General features: G+C 63.2%; 12 protein-coding genes. 10 read left to right on the forward strand and 2 right to left on the reverse strand.

Annotated elements, in window-relative coordinates; all coding sequences use genetic code 11:
- Window positions 1–21 precede the first annotated feature (21 nt).
- From AAC077_RS14710 to AAC077_RS14730, 5 genes are read left to right on the forward strand one after another with little or no spacing between them, the layout of a single operon-like run.
- The gene (locus tag AAC077_RS14710) at window positions 22–1,011 is read left to right on the forward strand and encodes a c-type cytochrome (RefSeq protein ID WP_339770891.1); all 990 of its coding nucleotides are present in this window, start codon (window positions 22–24) and stop codon (window positions 1,009–1,011) included.
- Window positions 1,008–3,572, forward strand: a complete 2,565-nt coding sequence (gene ctaD / locus AAC077_RS14715) for a cytochrome c oxidase subunit I (RefSeq protein ID WP_339770893.1) — start codon at window positions 1,008–1,010, stop codon at window positions 3,570–3,572. The genes AAC077_RS14710 and ctaD overlap by 4 nt, the downstream gene beginning before the upstream one ends.
- On the forward strand, window positions 3,569–3,970 hold the full coding sequence (locus AAC077_RS14720; protein WP_339770895.1) for a hypothetical protein: 402 nt from the start codon (window positions 3,569–3,571) through the stop codon (window positions 3,968–3,970). Before ctaD ends, AAC077_RS14720 begins: the two co-directional genes overlap by 4 nt.
- On the forward strand, window positions 3,961–4,545 hold the full coding sequence (locus tag AAC077_RS14725; RefSeq protein WP_339770897.1) for a cytochrome c oxidase assembly protein: 585 nt from the start codon (window positions 3,961–3,963) through the stop codon (window positions 4,543–4,545). Before AAC077_RS14720 ends, AAC077_RS14725 begins: the two co-directional genes overlap by 10 nt.
- A complete protein-coding gene (locus AAC077_RS14730; protein ID WP_339770899.1) occupies window positions 4,542–5,588 on the forward strand; it encodes a c-type cytochrome in 1,047 nt (348 codons plus the stop codon). The genes AAC077_RS14725 and AAC077_RS14730 overlap by 4 nt, the downstream gene beginning before the upstream one ends.
- A gap of 19 nt (window positions 5,589–5,607) precedes the next feature.
- Here the strand turns inward: AAC077_RS14730 and AAC077_RS14735 are convergent, their stop codons facing one another.
- Complete coding sequence (locus tag AAC077_RS14735) at window positions 5,608–7,311, reverse strand: ABC transporter ATP-binding protein (protein ID WP_339770901.1); 1,704 nt, start codon at window positions 7,309–7,311, stop codon at window positions 5,608–5,610.
- A gap of 225 nt (window positions 7,312–7,536) precedes the next feature.
- Between AAC077_RS14735 and AAC077_RS14740 the strand changes: the two genes are divergently transcribed.
- The 5 genes from AAC077_RS14740 to AAC077_RS14760 all read left to right on the forward strand — a co-directional run bounded on the left by AAC077_RS14740 (window position 7,537) and on the right by AAC077_RS14760 (window position 14,701).
- A complete protein-coding gene (locus tag AAC077_RS14740; protein ID WP_339770903.1) occupies window positions 7,537–7,755 on the forward strand; it encodes a hypothetical protein in 219 nt (72 codons plus the stop codon).
- Entirely contained in the window at window positions 7,752–9,035 is a 1,284-nt protein-coding gene (locus AAC077_RS14745; RefSeq protein WP_339770905.1) for an acetyl-CoA C-acetyltransferase, read from the forward strand. The genes AAC077_RS14740 and AAC077_RS14745 overlap by 4 nt, the downstream gene beginning before the upstream one ends.
- A complete protein-coding gene (locus AAC077_RS14750) occupies window positions 9,035–11,095 on the forward strand; it encodes a 3-hydroxyacyl-CoA dehydrogenase NAD-binding domain-containing protein (protein WP_339770907.1) in 2,061 nt (686 codons plus the stop codon). Before AAC077_RS14745 ends, AAC077_RS14750 begins: the two co-directional genes overlap by 1 nt.
- Window positions 11,088–12,899: an acetyl-CoA hydrolase/transferase C-terminal domain-containing protein gene (locus tag AAC077_RS14755; RefSeq protein ID WP_339770909.1), complete on the forward strand. Its 1,812-nt coding sequence runs from the start codon at window positions 11,088–11,090 to the stop codon at window positions 12,897–12,899. Before AAC077_RS14750 ends, AAC077_RS14755 begins: the two co-directional genes overlap by 8 nt.
- Window positions 12,900–13,009: 110 nt before the next feature.
- Entirely contained in the window at window positions 13,010–14,701 is a 1,692-nt protein-coding gene (locus tag AAC077_RS14760) for an FAD/NAD(P)-binding protein (RefSeq protein WP_339770911.1), read from the forward strand.
- A gap of 109 nt (window positions 14,702–14,810) precedes the next feature.
- Here the strand turns inward: AAC077_RS14760 and cysG are convergent, their stop codons facing one another.
- The gene (gene cysG, locus AAC077_RS14765; protein ID WP_339770913.1) at window positions 14,811–16,238 is read right to left on the reverse strand and encodes a siroheme synthase CysG; all 1,428 of its coding nucleotides are present in this window, start codon (window positions 16,236–16,238) and stop codon (window positions 14,811–14,813) included.
- Window positions 16,239–16,244 lie beyond the last annotated feature (6 nt).

A 16,244-nucleotide genomic window follows, 5' to 3' on the forward strand; every position in this document is an offset into this window, starting at 1 on the left:
GAGGCATTCTTGACCCGCTTTATGTCGCGCAAACGCATGGGAACGCTGGCCGCCTTGGCCGGCGTTCTGCTGCTGTCTGCCTGTGGCGAGGGGCGGCAATCGGTGCTGAACCCGTCGGGGCGCGATGCGCATTTGCTGTATGATCTGGCGATGGTGATGTTCGTCGGCGCGCTGGTGTTGTGGCTGCTGGTCGGGGGGCTGTTTGTCTATGTGACACGGATCAACCCCCGCGAGATGTCGCGGGGGTTGGCCGAGGGGCTGATCGTTGGCGGCGGCGTGCTGTTCCCTGTCGCCTTGCTGGGTGGCTTGCTGGTCTACAGCCTGCCGCTGATGCAGGCCCCGCGCGAAGCGGACGAGGGGATGCGTGTGCATATCACCGCTGAACAATGGTGGTGGCGGGTGGAATACGAGCTGCCCGACGGCAGCCGTGTCACATCGGCCAATGAATTGCGCCTGCCCGTGGGGCAGCGCACCGGGCTGGTGCTGAATGCGCACCGGGTGATCCATGCGTTCTGGGTGCCCGCACTGGGCGGCAAGGCCGACATGATTCCGGGCCGCGAGACCTATCTGTCCTTTCTGCCCGAAAGCGCGGGCACCTATCGTGGGCAATGCGCCGAGTTTTGCGGCGCGTCCCATGCGTTGATGGCCTTTGAAACCGTGGTGATGGAGCCGGAAGATTTCGAGGCATGGCTGGAGGCCGAAGCACGGAACGCCACGCCGCCCCAAACCCAAAGCGCCACGCGCGGCGCGCAGGTGTTCGCCCGCGAAGGCTGCGGCAGTTGCCACACGGTACGCGGGACGCAGGCTGTCGGACGGGTCGGACCGGACCTGACCCATGTGGGCAGCCGCCTGTCACTGGGGGCGGGTATCCTTGGCGTTGAGCCCGTCGATTTTGCCAACTGGATCGCCCACACCGAGACCCTGAAACCCGAGGTTGCCATGCCCAGCTATGACCACCTGTCGCCCGACGACCTGACCGCGCTTGCCGCCTATCTGGGGGGGTTGGAATGACCCGCCCAGCCCCGTTCCCTGTGGCCGAAGGACTGTATCCCCCGACCGAGGAGATGCTGAACACCCCCGTGCCGCCCGAGGAACAGGAACGCGGCAAGGCCGAGCTGCGCGCGGCGTGGAAAACACCGGAAGGGTGGCGCTATATCTCGGCTGTGAACAACACCGAGGTGGGGGTCTGGTACGCGCTGACGGCGTTCGGGTTTATGTTGCTCGCGGGGCTTCTGGCGCTGGCGATGCGGGTGCAATTGTCCTTTCCCGGTATGACGTTCCTGGATTCGGACCGGTTTAACCAGTTCTTTACCATGCACGGGTCAGCGATGATGTTCCTGTTCGCCGTTCCGATGTTCGAGGCGATCAGCATCCTGTTGCTGCCCGCCTTTCTGGGCGCGCGCGACATGCCCTTCCCGCGTCTGTCGGCCTATGGCTACTGGTGTTTCCTGATCGGCGGCTGCTTCGTCATGGGGTCGCTGTTGTTCGACGCGGGGCCAAAGGCCGGATGGTTCATGTATCCGCCGCTGGCCACCGAAGAAGAAGGGATCGGTCCCGACATCTGGCTGCTGGGTCTGTCGTTCATCGAGGTTGCCAGCATTGCCGCCGCCGTCGAATTGATTGTCGGCGCGTTGAAATGCCGACCACCGGGGATGCGCGTGAACATCATGCCGCTGTATGCGTGGTATGTGATGGTCGTGGGCGGGATGATCCTGTTTGCCTTTCCACCGCTGATTGCGGGCGATTTCCTGTTTGAATTGCAGCGGTCGTTCGACTGGCCGTTCTTTGACCCCGAACGCGGCGGCGACCCGATCCTGTGGCAGCACCTGTTCTGGATTTTCGGCCACCCCGAGGTCTACATCGTCTTTCTGCCGTCCATCGCCATCGCCGCGATGATCGTGCCGACCGTGGCGCGGAGGCCCATCGTGGGCTATTCGTGGATTGTCCTTTCGGCGGTGGGCACCGGGTTCCTCAGCTTTGGGCTGTGGGTGCACCATATGTTCACCACGGGGCTGCCGCAGATGTCTTTGGGCTTCTTCTCGGCGGCTTCCGAGGCAGTGGTGATCCCCACCGGTATCCAGTTGTTTGCGTTCATCGCCACGCTGATGGTCGGACGGGTCAGGATGACCCTGCCGATGCTTTGGATTGCAGGCGCGCTTGCGATTTTTGTGGCGGGCGGGCTGACGGGCGTGATGCTGGCCATCGTGCCGTTCAACTGGCAGGCACACGACACTTATTTCATCGTGGCACACCTGCATTACACACTGTTTGGTGGCATGGTCTTTCCGGTGATTGCGGGGGTCTATTATTTTTACCCGTTCTTCGCCAAAAAGCTGTTGTCGGAACGGCTGGGCCGCTGGTCCTTCTGGCTGATCTTCACCGGCTTTAACGTGACCTTCCTGCCGATGCATCTGACCGGACTGATGGGGATGCCACGGCGTGTGTTCACCTATCCCGAAAGCTCGGGGTGGGGGACGCTGAACTTGATTTCGACGATTGGGGCCTTTGTCGTGGCGGCTGGTTTTGCCGTGTTCGTCTATGACCTGCTGCGGCCCAAATCGCGCCAGGGGCAAATTCCGCGCAATCCTTGGGATGCCGGCACACTGGAGTTTTCCCATGACGTCCCCGAAGAGGCATGGGGTGTGCGGTCGGTGCCCTATATCACGTCGCGCTATCCACTGTGGGATCAACCGAAGTTGGTCGAACGCATGGACGCGGGTCGCTATTACTTGTCGGATGCGCCGGATCACCAGCGCGAGACGGTTGTGACATCGGTGATTGATGCCAAGCCGATCTATGTGCAGCGGGTCACGGGCCCGGCGTGGATCACCATCTGGGCCGCGATCTTTACCGGAGGGGCGTTCATCTTCCCGACGTTTCACATCTACAAGCCCGCGATTGTCTGCGGTGCCTTTGCCATCGTCTGCGTGCTGTATTGGCTGTGGACCAGCACCGCGCGCCCGCCAAAGGCGGATATGCGCGAGGCGGGATTGGGTCTGCGCCTGCCGACCTACACCTCGGGGCCGGACGCAGTGGGCTGGTGGGGCATGTGGATTACCATGCTGGGCGACGCGACCGCCTTTGCCAGTATCGTGTTCGGGTTCTTCTTCTACTGGACCGCGCGCCCCGATTTTCCGCCTTCAGGCGCCGATCATGCCATTGGCGCATGGGTCGTAGCGGCGGCGCTGTTGGGAGTGGTGGCATGGGCCGCAACCCTGCTGGCCCGCGAGGTCAACCGGCGTGGCAAGGTGATGCTGGCACGGGTGGCGCTGGTGCTGGCCCCGCTCAGTGCCGCCGCCGCGGCGGGGACCGCGTGGCTGGCCGTGCGCGATCTGGACCCGGTGTCGCATGTTTACCCCGCGATCCTGTGGGCGCTGATGGTCTGGCTGGTGGTGCACCTGTGCGCGGGGATCATCATGCAATGCTATTGTCTGGCGGGCAGCCTGTTTGGCAAGGTCACGCCGCGCCATGATGCGGACCTGCGCAACGTCACGCTGTACTGGCATTTTGTCGCGCTGAAGGTGTTGGTGACGGCCGCGCTGCTGGGGCTGGTTCCGGGGTGGCTGCCATGACCGAGATCAACGAGAACGAAGACGCCCGCGAATTCCGGTCCGAGGCGGCGAGCCTGTGGCGTATCACCTTTGGCCCGTTGATCTGGGCGGTGCATTTCGCCGCGTCCTATGGGGCGACGGCCTTGATCTGCGCCAAGGGTGCGCCGGGCGCTGTGGACGGCTTGCGGCTGGGGATCGGGATCGGCACGGTTGTGGCGTTGCTCGCGATTGTGTGGCTGGGCTGGCAAGCGTGGCAACAGTGGGATCTGGTGCGGGACCGGGATTGGGAAAACGATCAGGGCACCGGCGAGGACCGCCACCAGTTTCTGGGTCATGCCGCGTTTCTGTTGACGGTGATTTCGTTCATCGGGGTCAGCTATGTTGCCCTGCCTGCGCTGCTGATCGGCACATGCCGGTGAGGCCCTTGCTGGGATACGCGGGCCTGCTGGTTCTGGCCGCGCTGTGGTTGCTGCCGCTGGGCGACTGGGCAGGGGCGGATTTTCCGCATCATATGCTGCGGCACATGGGGTTGGTGGCCATCGTCACGCCGCTGCTGGTTCTGGGCTTTCCCAACGCCACCCGCCCCTTTGCCCTGTCGCCGCTGGTCGGGGCGGCGGTCGAGTTCGCGGTTGTCTGGGGCTGGCATCTGCCGGGGCTGCATGGCTGGGCCGACGGTGGTGGCGCGGGACTGGTGTTCGAACAGGGCAGTTTCGCCATTGCCGGTCTGTTGGTCTGGGCCGGTGCCCTGCGTGCCGAACAACCGCTGGCGGGGGCAGGGGGATTGTTGCTGACGTCGATGCATATGACCTTGCTGGGGGCGCTGATCATACTGGCGCCGCGCGATCTGTATGCAGAAATTTGCGGACGCGCGCCGGATCTGGATGCGCAGCAATTGGGGGGGCTTTTGATGCTGGGCATCGGCACGCCGGTCTATCTGGTGGCGGGGCTGGCGCTGGTGGCGCGGGCATTGGATGACAAGAGGGAGCTGGCATGAGACGGGTTTTGCAAACTTTGGCGGCGCTGGCGGTATGCGGCGGGATTGCCGCCGCTGCGGTCGTAGGTTTTGGCCTGTACAACGTATCCGCACGGCAGGGGCATTTGCCCGGTGTCGAATGGGTCCTGCACACCACGTTCAAACAATCGGTGCGCTTGCGCGCGCCCGATGCCAAGGAAGTTCCCGAGGACATTGACCATGCCGATCGCATCCGGCTGGGTGCGCTGCATTTCCAAGGGGCCTGTGCCTTTTGCCATTCGGTGCCGGGCCAGCCGCGCAGCGCCACGGCGCAGGCGATGAACCCGCCGCCGCCCCACATCTTCGAGGCGGCGGCAAAATGGGAGCCGCAGCACATGTTCTGGATCGTCGAACAGGGCGTAAAGATGAGCGGTATGCCCCATTGGCCCGCAGACGGACGCGGCGATGAGATCTGGTCGGTTGTCGCCTATTTGAACGCGGTGCCGGATATGACGGCGCAGGACCAGACCGCGTTGACGGGGGACGGATCAGGGGCGGCCCGTTGTTCGGCCTGCCACGGCGAGGGCGGCAAAAGCACCAACAGCTATGTGCCGCGACTGGACATTCTGACGCCTGACCAGATCACGCAGGCGTTGATCCAGTACCGCGACGGCACGCGCCCCAGCGGCATCATGCAAGAGGCGGCAGCGCGGCTGACCAACGCGCAAATCGACCGCATCGCGGGACGGTATGGCGCGGCACAGGCGGTCAGCGACCAAGCCACCGCCACGACGCAAACCGATCACGCGGGCGCGGGTCTGGCCCTGCGCGGCACCGACGCTGTCCCTGCATGCACGCAATGCCACGGCCCCGGACGGGCAGCGGATGCGCCGATTGCGCCAGTGTTGGCAGGGCAAAGTCGCGCCTATCTGGAAAGCCAGTTGAAGCTGTGGCGCGACGGCCATCGCGGCGGCGGGGTGCGCGCAAATCTGATGACCAAGGCCGCCCAAGGTCTGAGCGATGACGAGATCACAGCGTTGTCTGAGTGGTTTGCAGGCCTGGCCCCCACAGCCGACGCCCGGTGATCCCCCGGGCGTTGTGGCGTCAGGAATTCGCAAGCCGCGTGTAGTGGCCAAAAGACTGGCTGAGTTCGGAATGTGTGCCCATTTCCACGATCTGGCCGTCTTGCATCACGGCGATGCGGTCCGCGTTGCGGATCGTGTCCAGACGGTGCGCGATGACCAGTGTCGTGCGGTTTTCCGACAGTGCATCCAGAGCGTCCTGAATTTGGCGTTCGGTCTGTGTATCCAGCGCCGAGGTGGCCTCGTCCAGGATCAGGATTGGCGGGTTTTTCAGGAATATCCGCGCGATCGCGACCCGTTGCTTCTGCCCGCCCGACAGGCTGACACCGCGTTCGCCCACAATGGTATCAAGCCCGTCCGGCATCTGTGCGATCATGTCGCTGAGCTGCGCCTTGGCGGCCGCGTCCAGGATGTCATCTTCGCTTGCGTCGAGACGGCCATAGGCGATGTTTTCGCGCAATGTGCCGCCGAACAGAAACACATCCTGACTGACAATGCCGATCTGACTGCGCAGGGAATTCAGCGTGACACTGGTGACGTCCAGACCGTCGATGGTGATCCGCCCCGTCTGCGGGTCGTAGAACCGTGGCACCAGCGCCAACAGGGTGGTTTTGCCCGCACCGGACTGTCCGACAAAGGCCATCTTTTCGCCGGGTCGCACATCCAGTGTGATGCCTTTGAGCACCGGCCGACCCTGACCGTAGTCAAACCCGATGTTTTCGAACCGAACCGCCCCTTTGAACGCAGGCGCTTCTACTGCGTCCTTTGCATCGGCCACGTCGGGCTCGGTCTCCATCAGATCAAGATAGCGGCGAAACCCTGCGATCCCGCGCGGGTAGGTTTCGATTACGGCAGCAATCTTGTCGAGGGGACGGAAGAACACCGTCACCAGCAACAGGAATGCAACAAAGCCGCCGGTGCTGAGCGAGCCGTCCAGCACAAAACCGGCTCCGGCCACCATCACAACCACCTGGATCAAACGCATCCCCATGTAGTTCAGCGCCGACGACCCTGCCATCAGCTTGTAGGCCGACAGCTTGGTTTCGCGGTAGCGGTTGTTGTCCTGGGCGAACAGGGCCGCTTCGTGGTCTTCATTGGCAAAGGCCTGAACCACGCGGATGCCGCCGATGTTCTCCTCAAGCCGCACGTTGAAATCGGCCACGCGTGCGTAGATGGACCGCCATGTGCGGGTCATGCGCCCGCCGAACACAACCACGATAACGACACAGGCCGGAACGATCACCGCCGTGATCAGCGCCAGTTTGACATTGATCGTCATCATCAGGGCAAAGGCCCCGACAAAGGTCATGATTGCAATGAACAGATCCTCCGGCCCGTGGTGGGCGACCTCGCCGATCTCTTCAAGGTCACGGGTGACGCGGGCGACCAGTTTGCCGGTGCGCATCTTGTCGAAGAACGAAAACGAAAGCCGCTGAAAGTGCGCAAAGGCCCGACGGCGCATTTCGGTTTCGATGTTGATGCCCAGCATGTGACCCCAATAGATCACGATGGTCATCAGGCCCGAGTTCAGAACGTAGATCACCAGCAGGCCGAAGGCGGCCAGCAGGGTCAGCCCCAGATCGCCCGCTGGCAAAAGCACATCAATGAACGCCTTGATCGCCAGCGGAAACGCAAGCTCAAGCAGTCCCGAGGCCACCGCACAGCCAAAATCCAGCCAGAACAGGGCTTTCCAGGGTCGGTAGTATTCAAAGAATTGCCGGAGCATGAAGCGCATCTTTCTGCTTTGGGGTGTCTGAAGGCTGGTTAAACGAATGGGGGGTGGTTTCCCAGACGCAAGCGTTGCCGCAGCGCGCGTGCTGGCTGGACGGGGTCGCGCCTGCACAATCTGTCCGCTTTCCGGCACAAGGCTTTGGCTGCGGACAAGGCGACCTGCATATCTGGGGGAACTGCGTGCGCGGTCTGTGCGTTTTCGCGATGGAGGGGTCGCATCATGCTATTTCGCCAGAACCACATCACCAACCCTGGTTTCACATGGGCCAAGACCGCATCGCCCGCGTTGTCCGAGACCGAAGCCGAAGCGATTTCTTCGGGGACATCCGACCGGCCTGCGCCGCGCAAGCCGTTGAACAGACTGGTCGAGAGACGCGCGATATTCCCCGACGCCCCGCAAAACCCTGACAGCTTTACCCCCAGAAAGGCCGCAGCATGACCCGACCCGTTTACCTTGTCGACGGTGCCCGCACCCCGTTTCTAAAGGCACCCGGCGGTCCGGGACCGTTCACGCCGGTTGATCTGGCCGTGCAATGTGGCAGGCCATTGCTGATGCGCCAGCCGATGCCACGGGATGCTTTTGACCTTGTTATCCTTGGCTGTGTGAACGTCATTCAGGACGAAATGAACCCCGCCCGTGTGGCCGCGTTGCGGTTGGGAATGGGCGATGAACAGGTGGCTTTTACCGTGCAGATCAACTGTGGGTCGGGCATGCAAAGCATCGACACCGCCTTTCGCTATATCCGCGATGGCAGCCACGAGATGATCCTTGCGGGCGGCACCGAGGCGTTAAGCCATGCGCCGCTGGTTTATAACCGCGAGGCGACCGAATGGTTCGGTGGTATGGCGCGAGCGAAGGGCGCACTGGACAAGGCCGCCAAGCTGACCGAGCTGCGGCCCGATTTCTTCAGCCCTGTCATCGGTCTGGAACGCGGGCTGACCGATCCGATCACCGCGCTGAACATGGGCCAGACCGCCGAAGTGCTGGCGCATCGTTTCGGCATAGACCGCGAAACCGCGGATGCCTATGCGGTGGACAGTCACAAACGCCTTGCCGCGGCACAGGCCGACGGGCGGCTGGATGGCGAGGTGTTGCCTGCCTTTGACCGCGACGGGGTGGCACATGCGAAGGACGATGGCGTGCGTCCCGACAATTCCATGGACCAACTGGCCAAGCTTGGGCCCGCATTTGAAAAACCCTATGGCAAGGTCACTGCGGGCAACTCCAGCCAGATCACCGATGGCGCGTCCTGGGTGATCCTTGCGTCGGAAACCGCCGTCAAGGCGCACGGGCTGGACCCGATTGCGCGGCTGGTCGATAGCGAATGGGCGGCCTTGGACCCGTCGATCATGGGGCTGGGTCCGGTGCTGTCGTCAACCCCGCTGGCGCAGCGGCACGGACTGTCGGTAGAGGACATCGACCTGTGGGAGATCAACGAGGCCTTCGCCGCGCAGGTTCTTTCCTGTTTGGCCGCGTGGCAGGATGACGACTTTTGCCGCGAGGTTCTGGGCTATGACGCGGCCTTTGGCCGGATTGACCGGGGGCGGCTGAATGTGGATGGCGGGGCGATCAGCCTGGGGCATCCGGTGGGCGCCAGCGGCAACAGGATCGTGTTGCACCTTGCCAATGCCATGAAACGCAAAGGTGTCCGCCGCGGCATCGCCACCGAATGCATCGGCGGCGGGCTGGGCGGTGCCATGCTGCTGGAGGCCGCGTGATGGATGTTATGGAACACCTTCCCAAAAGGCTTGTGCCCGAAGATACGCCCAAACCGCAGGGTGTGACCAACTGGCGTTATGCCAAGGGCGATATTGCACAGCTTTGGCTGGACTGTGCCGATACCGGCACCAACGTCATATCCGAGGCTGTTCTGCGCGAACTGGACAGCTTGCTGGACATGGCAAAGACAGACAATCCCCGCGCGCTGGTGATCCGGTCGGCCAAGGCGGGCGGTTTCGCGGCGGGGGCCGACATCGACGGCTTTGCCGATCTGCGCGGTGACGATGCCGTGCGGATGCTGGAACAGGGGCATGCCGTGCTGGACAAGCTGGCAGCCCTGCCGTTCACGACCATTGCCGTAGTGCATGGCAACACGCTGGGTGGCGGTCTGGAGCTGGCGCTGGCTTGCGATCACCGTATCGGGGTTGAAGGGGGCAAGGTCGGCTTTCCCGAGGTACAGTTGGGCTTGCATCCGGGCTTGGGCGGCACCGTGCGGCTGACGCGGCTGATCGACCCAGTCGCGGCGATGCAGATGATGCTGACCGGCAGTTCGGCGCACGACCGCAAGGCGCGCAAGCTGGGTATTCTGGATGCGTTGGTGCCCGAGCGCCATGTCGAGGCCGCGATCAGCGCGGCAGCGGCGGGGAAACTGGACCACGACACCGGCGGGCTGCGCGCCACGGCGCTGCGGACCCGCGCGGCGCGGGCACTGGCTGCCACGCGAATGCGGACCGAAGCCGAGAAAAAGGCACCGAACCAGCACTATCCCGCGCCCTACGCGTTGATCAATCTGTGGGAGGACCACGGCGGCGATGCGGCTGGGATGCAAATGGCCGAAATGAAATCCTTTGCCGACCTGCTGGACAGCGCCACGGCGCAGAACCTGATCCGCGTGTTCTTTCTGCGCCGCAAACTGAAGTCCGAAGGCAAGGGCAAGGACGGCATTCATCATGTGCACGTGATCGGCGCAGGCGCCATGGGCGCCGAGATTGCTGCCTGGTCCGCGATGCAGGGCAAGCGTGTCACCCTGGAAGACCTGGCGATCGAACCGTTGGGCAAGGCGGTGAAACGGGCCGTGGGTATCTATGACAAGAAACACCTGAGCGGCATTGACGCGCGCGATGCGCTGGACCGGATGATGCCCGACCCCAATGGGCTGGGCCGTGCCCGCGCCGATCTGGTGATCGAAGCCGCACCGGAAAAGCCGGAGATCAAGGAAAAGATCTATACCTCGCTTGCCGGCGTTATGAAGCCCGCCGCGATACTGGCCAGCAACACCTCCAGCTTGAAACTGGCCGATCTGGTCGCGACCGCGCCCGATGCAGGGCGTTTCGCAGGGCTGCATTTCTTTAACCCCGTGTCGCAAATGCCGCTGGTCGAGGTCGTGTCGCATGACAAGGCCGAAGCCAATACAATGGACCGCCTGGCGGCCTTTGTGCAAGGCATTGACCGGCTGCCCGTGCGGGTCACCGATTATCCGGGGTTTTTGGTGAACCGCATGCTTGGCCCCTATCTGATGGAGGCAATGGTGATGCTGGAGGAAGGCAAATCCAAGGAAGAGATCGACCGCGCGGCACTGGCGTTCGGGATGCCGATGGGGCCCGTGACGCTGGCGGATCAGGTCGGGCTGGACATCTGCCTTGAGGTTGCGCGGTCACTTCGCGATGGCCTTGACCGTCCGATGGCCGACACGCCCGACTGGCTGGCCGAGATGGTCGATCAGGGGCACACGGGGCGCAAATCCGGGCGCGGTTTGTACAACTATGACAAGGGCGAAACACCCCCCGATACACCCGCAGACGATCCAGCCGACAGTATCATTGACCGGCTGATCCTGCCAATGTGCGACGCTGGTGTGGAATGTCTGCGCAAGGGCGTGGCGCAGGATGCCGATGACGTGGACGCCGCCGTGATATTCGGCACCGGATGGGCGCCGTTCCGCGGTGGGCCGATGCACTATGCCAAAGTGCGCCGCGATGTGCCGCAACGGCTGGAGGCGCTGGCGGCAGAGCATGGCGCGCGGTTTGCCCCAGACAAAGGATGGGCCTCTTTTGGCTGAGAGCACCGCAGACCGGATCGCAGCCGAGATCATCGAACGCACCGGCGGAGACATCCGGCTGGCGCTGCCGCTGGGACTGGGCAAGCCGGTGACCTTGTTGAATGCGCTGACGCGTGCGGTGGCCGCGCGCCCTGACGTGCGCCTGTCGATCCTGACCGCGCTGACGCTGGAACGGCCCGATATGAAACAGGGCATGGCGCGCCGCCTGCTGGAACCGGCGGCGGACCGTCTGTTCGGGCATTACCCGCAGATTGAATATGCCCAGATGATGCGCAACGGCACCCTGCCCGACAACATCGAGGTGTCGGAATTCTTTATGCAGGCGGGGCGCTGGCTGTCGCAGCCTGTCGCGCAGCGGCGCTATATCGCGGCGAACTACACCCATGCGCTGGACGTGCTGCGGCGCTGGCGGCCCAACGTGGTGATGCAACTGGTGGCCCCGCTGGACGGCGACCGTTTCAGCTTGTCATGCAACACCGATATATCTGCCGATCTGTTGGATGACCGGCGCGCAGGGCGGCAGGATTTTGTCGTGGCAGCCGAGGTAAACGACACGCTGCCCGCGATGACCGGACCACAGGCACATGTGGCCCGTGACGAGATCCAGATGCTGATGGACGACGGCCCGCAGTTCGAGCTGTTTTCCGTGGTCAAACGCCCTGTCGGCGCTGCGGAACACGCCATCGGGCTGCATGTGTCGCGGCTGATCCGCGATGGCGGGACGCTGCAAATCGGGATCGGCGCAATTGGCGATGCGGTGGCCCATGCGCTGATATTGCGTCACGCGGGGCAAGCTTTGGAACTACAACGCAACAGCCCCTTTGCCCAGGACGGCTTTGACGAAAGCGGGGCCTTTGACACCGGCCTGTATGTGGTGACCGAAATGCTGGTCGACGGTTTGCTGCAACTGTTCAAGGCCGGCATCGTGCGCCGCGAGGTTGATGGCGTTGCGATCCACGCGGGATTCTTTGTGGATTGCCGCGCCTTCTACGAGGCTTTGCGCGAATTGACGGAGGCCGAACACGCCCGCATCCGCATGATGCCTGTATCATTCACCAACCAGCTTTACGGTGACGAAGACGCCAAACGCGCCGCCCGCACCGATGCGCGGTTTGTGAATGCCGCGATGAAGGTGACGTTGCTGGGTGGTGTGACCAGCGACGTCACTGCCAAGGGCCAGGAGGTCAGCGGGATCGGCGGCCAGTTCAATTTCATCGAACAGGCCTTTGCACTGGACGCGGCGCGGTCGGTCATCACGCTGCCCGCCACACGGACAAAGGCGGGACAGACCACGTCCAATATTGTCTGGTCGCATCCGCACGAAAGCGTGCCGCGCGCCTATCGCGATATTGTGGTGACGGAATATGGCATCGCCGATCTGCGCGGAGTGCGTGACGAGGTCGCGGTGGCCCGTATGGTGCGCATTGCCGACAGCCGGTTTCAGGACGATCTGGTCGCGCAGGCCAAGGCGGCGGGCAAACTGGCGTCGGATTTCGCGGTTCCCGACGGCTGGCGTTGCAACACACCGCGGCATCTGAATGGCTGGCTTGATCCTGCGGGATTGCCGACTTTTCCCTTTGGCACCGATTTTGATGACGTGGAACAGCGGCTTCTGCCTGCGCTGGACCTGCTGTCCCAAACCCAAGGCAACCGCGCGGCCATGGTCCGGCTGGTTCTGAAAGGTTTGCGGGCCGGGGATGCCAATCACGCCTGTCTGGATCGCATGGCGCTGAGGGCACCGCGCGGATTGCGCAGTCGGCTTGAGGCACTGGCGCTGAAAGGTGCGTTGCGACAGGTCGGGTAGTGGTCCTGTCCATCCGGGGGGGGGAACCTTTTTGCAGCGTGGTATGTTTGATAACATACGTTCAATACCACTGGTCGGCACGTGGATGTCCGACACGGAAAGGCCCTGGAATGAAGTCAGGCACTGGCACGGCACGGATTGCGATTGTCGGTCTGGGGCCACGAAGTTTGGGCGCGCTTGAGGCGCTGGTGACGCATCTGGCAGAAGTTAAGTGCCGGGTGACGGTCGATGTGTTCGAACCTTCTGATGCACCGGGGGCCGGTCCGAACTTTCATCCCGACGAAAGTCCGCTGTGCTTGCTGAACATTCCCTTTCGCGACATCGACATCCGCCCGCCCGCGTTTTCGCGCTGTGGCAGCTTTGCCGAGTGGTATGCCAGACACGCGGGAAAGCAGGCCGATCCTGACAGTTTCCCGCCACGGGCCGAACTGGGCCGTTATTTGCAGGCTCGACTGGACGATCTGCTGGACGCCGCCAACGGGGCAATCGCCATCATTCCGCAGCATGTCGCGCGGATCGACCGCAGGGGTGCGGGCTGGCGGGTGCAAGCCGGTGACCAGACGCACGCGATTTATGACGAGGTGCTGCTGACCCCCGGCCAACCCGAAACAGCGCCCGACGACCAACTGGCCGAATGGCAGGACCATGCCAGCCGCAGTCAGGGGCAACTGGCGCAGGCTTATCCGGCGGCGCAATTGGCGCACCGCGCCCGTGACTGGACAGGCCGCACCGTGGCGATCCGTGGTTTGGGGCTGTCGACCTTTGATGTGTTGCGGGTGCTGACAGCCGGGCAGGGCGGGCGGTTTGATGCACAGGGCTATCACCCTTCGGGGCGTGAACCTGTGCGCATCCATCCGTTTTCGCTGAACGGTCATCCACCGTTTCCCAAACCCGCGACAGAGCCGCTGGATGCGCGCTTTGATCTGCGCCCGTCAGAAGTGGATCGGTTTTCGCAAGCGATGGCACAGGCTGCGGAGGCCGATCAAGACAGCGCATCGGCCGCGATCAATGCGGCGCTGATCCCTGTTGTGAGCCGGATTCTGGCGGCCTGTGACGCCGAGGTGCCGGACAATGAAGTCGATGACTGGCTGCATGCTGAATGGAACGACCCCGGATCGCAGGAACGGCACCTATCGCCGATGGAGTGTCTGAGAACCGGGATCGCGTTGGCGGATGGCAGTCTGCCGCCCACCACGGGTTATGTGGTCGGACAGGTCTGGCGCAAGCTTCAGGACGCCCTGCGCGCCGGATACAACCCTGTTGGTACGCCCGCTGAGACCGCGAAGACGCTGGTGGGTTTTGACGAGGGGCTGAAGCGTTACAGTTATGGGCCGCCCCTGTCTGCCTCGCAGGAAATGAAGATGCTGATCGAAGCAGGTGTCATGGACCTGAGCCTTGCTGCCGACCCGGATTTCAGCCTGACGGACAGCGGTTGGACGCTGGAAACATCTGACGGCACGGCAGCGGTTTCAGTGATGATTGACGCGGTTTTGCCCTCGCCAGATTTGTCTGCCATTGAAAAAGCACCCATCTGCACGCTGGTTGAAAATGGCGCGCTGGCCCCATTGGCACAAGGGTTGGCGGCGCGTACCGTAGCGGACGGGCAAGTTCGGGATGAACAGGGCCGCGTGGTGCCGCGTTTGTGCCTTCTGGGTCGACTTGCCCTGGGCAGTGTGATTGCGGTGGATTCCCTGCATGACTGCTTCGGAAAGTCCTCGGACCGCTGGGCCAAGGGGGTGTGCGCGCGCTGGGATGCGACGGGACGGGATGCGCGGGATCGCAAAGTTTCTACGTCAACGTGATCAACATCATTTTGTGTCATGGGGGGGTAATCCCAATCGCGCCCCGCAAGCCGGAGCGCAGGAATTCACCGTGGTCCGATGGGCGTGCAACAACGTAACGGCCAATTGATCACGAAGTTTCAGACAAATGTTGCAACAGTCCCCTCGGGGTCGCGCTGTCCCTCATGTTTTCGGTGTGACGTGACTGCTCGATACGTGGAATTCGGATGATAAACAGCGCATTTCCCACAATACTGTTGCGCGAAATTTCGTGGGCCAAATCAGCGATCGTTGTGGTCAAAACGCGCTGGTCGCGTTTGCTGACATCAGCGGCGATGGTCACGGGCGTGCTGACACAAAGCCCCTTTTTCAGAAGCGACTGACCTATTTTTGGCGCAGCGCTGACGCCCATGTAAAAGACCAGCGTCGTCCCCGGCAAAGCATGATCCGCACAGGTTTCGGCTGCATCGCCGTCACAGTGCTGGCCAGTGGTCAGAACCAGTGTATCGGTCTGGCCGCGCACCGTCAGCGATTGCCCCAGCACAGCCGACGCGGCACTGGCCGCAGTAACGCCCGGCACAATCTCGACCGCGACACCCGCTGCGCGAGCCGCATCCAGCTCTTCGGTTGCCCGCCCGAAGATACCGGGATCACCCGACTTCAAGCGGACGACACGGCGGCCTTTTGCGGCTTCGGCCACGATCAGCGCACAAATGCGGGTTTGCGGCCAGGCGTGCGCACCCACGACCTTCCCGACATAGACCCGCTCGGCGTCGCGGCGGGCCAGTTCCAATACTTCGGGATCAACAAGGCGGTCGTAGAAGATCACATCGGCCTCTTGCAGGCGTTGAACGGCGCGCAGGGTCAACAGGTCGCGCGCGCCGGGGCCTGCGCCGACCAGCGCGATATGGCCTTGGGCTTGGGGGACATCACGGGTGGCAATGGTCTGTTTCAGCAGGTCGGCAGCCGCGCGCTGCTGACCGCTTCGGTGCATCTGCCAGGGCTGTTCGGCAAAGGCCCACCGCCAAAAGGCGCGACGGTCCGGTTTGGGTATGTTGGCCGCCACAGCCCCCCGCAGGCGGCCCGCAAGGGCGGCGAAGGGGCCAAGCGCCGGGTCAAGCATCTGTTCGACCTGCGTCTTGATCTGGCGGGCCAGAACCGGTGCCGTGCCTTCGGTTCCGATGGCCACGACCACGGGATCACGATCCACCACCGACGGCGTGGTCATGTCGCACAGCGCGGGTTGGTCCACGACGTTCACCTGCGCTCCGCCGACCTTGGCCAGCGCGTGTAATGCAGCGTCAACGCCGGGGCAGCCTGTGGCGATGAACACCAGTGCTGCGTTGTCGAAACTGGCGGGTGTTATCGCGTCTGTGACCTGCGTGGCCCGCCCTGTGGCCACCAGATCGGTCAATTCCGCATCCAGCTTTGGTGCCAGCAAAACCAGTGCGGCATCCGTCTTCAGCATCAGCCGCGCCTTTTGGGCAGCTTGCTCTCCTCCGCCTGCGATTACGACGCGGCGGCCCGTGGTGCGGATGAACATGGGAAAGCTTTGCATGGTAAT

It is taken from the genome of uncultured Pseudosulfitobacter sp. (genome assembly GCF_963976325.1).
Taxonomy (GTDB): domain Bacteria; phylum Pseudomonadota; class Alphaproteobacteria; order Rhodobacterales; family Rhodobacteraceae; genus Pseudosulfitobacter.

Coding starts and splice junctions, on each gene's coding strand:
- cysG (WP_339770913.1), bottom strand. CDS start 16,238: ATGCAAAGCTTTCCCATGTTCATCCGCACCACGGGCCGCCGCGTCGTA.
- AAC077_RS14710 (WP_339770891.1), top strand. CDS start 22: ATGTCGCGCAAACGCATGGGAACGCTGGCCGCCTTGGCCGGCGTTCTG.
- AAC077_RS14745 (WP_339770905.1), top strand. CDS start 7,752: ATGACCCGACCCGTTTACCTTGTCGACGGTGCCCGCACCCCGTTTCTA.
- AAC077_RS14725 (WP_339770897.1), top strand. CDS start 3,961: ATGCCGGTGAGGCCCTTGCTGGGATACGCGGGCCTGCTGGTTCTGGCC.
- AAC077_RS14720 (WP_339770895.1), top strand. CDS start 3,569: ATGACCGAGATCAACGAGAACGAAGACGCCCGCGAATTCCGGTCCGAG.
- AAC077_RS14750 (WP_339770907.1), top strand. CDS start 9,035: ATGGATGTTATGGAACACCTTCCCAAAAGGCTTGTGCCCGAAGATACG.
- ctaD (WP_339770893.1), top strand. CDS start 1,008: ATGACCCGCCCAGCCCCGTTCCCTGTGGCCGAAGGACTGTATCCCCCG.
- AAC077_RS14740 (WP_339770903.1), top strand. CDS start 7,537: ATGCTATTTCGCCAGAACCACATCACCAACCCTGGTTTCACATGGGCC.
- AAC077_RS14730 (WP_339770899.1), top strand. CDS start 4,542: ATGAGACGGGTTTTGCAAACTTTGGCGGCGCTGGCGGTATGCGGCGGG.
- AAC077_RS14735 (WP_339770901.1), bottom strand. CDS start 7,311: ATGCTCCGGCAATTCTTTGAATACTACCGACCCTGGAAAGCCCTGTTC.
- AAC077_RS14760 (WP_339770911.1), top strand. CDS start 13,010: ATGAAGTCAGGCACTGGCACGGCACGGATTGCGATTGTCGGTCTGGGG.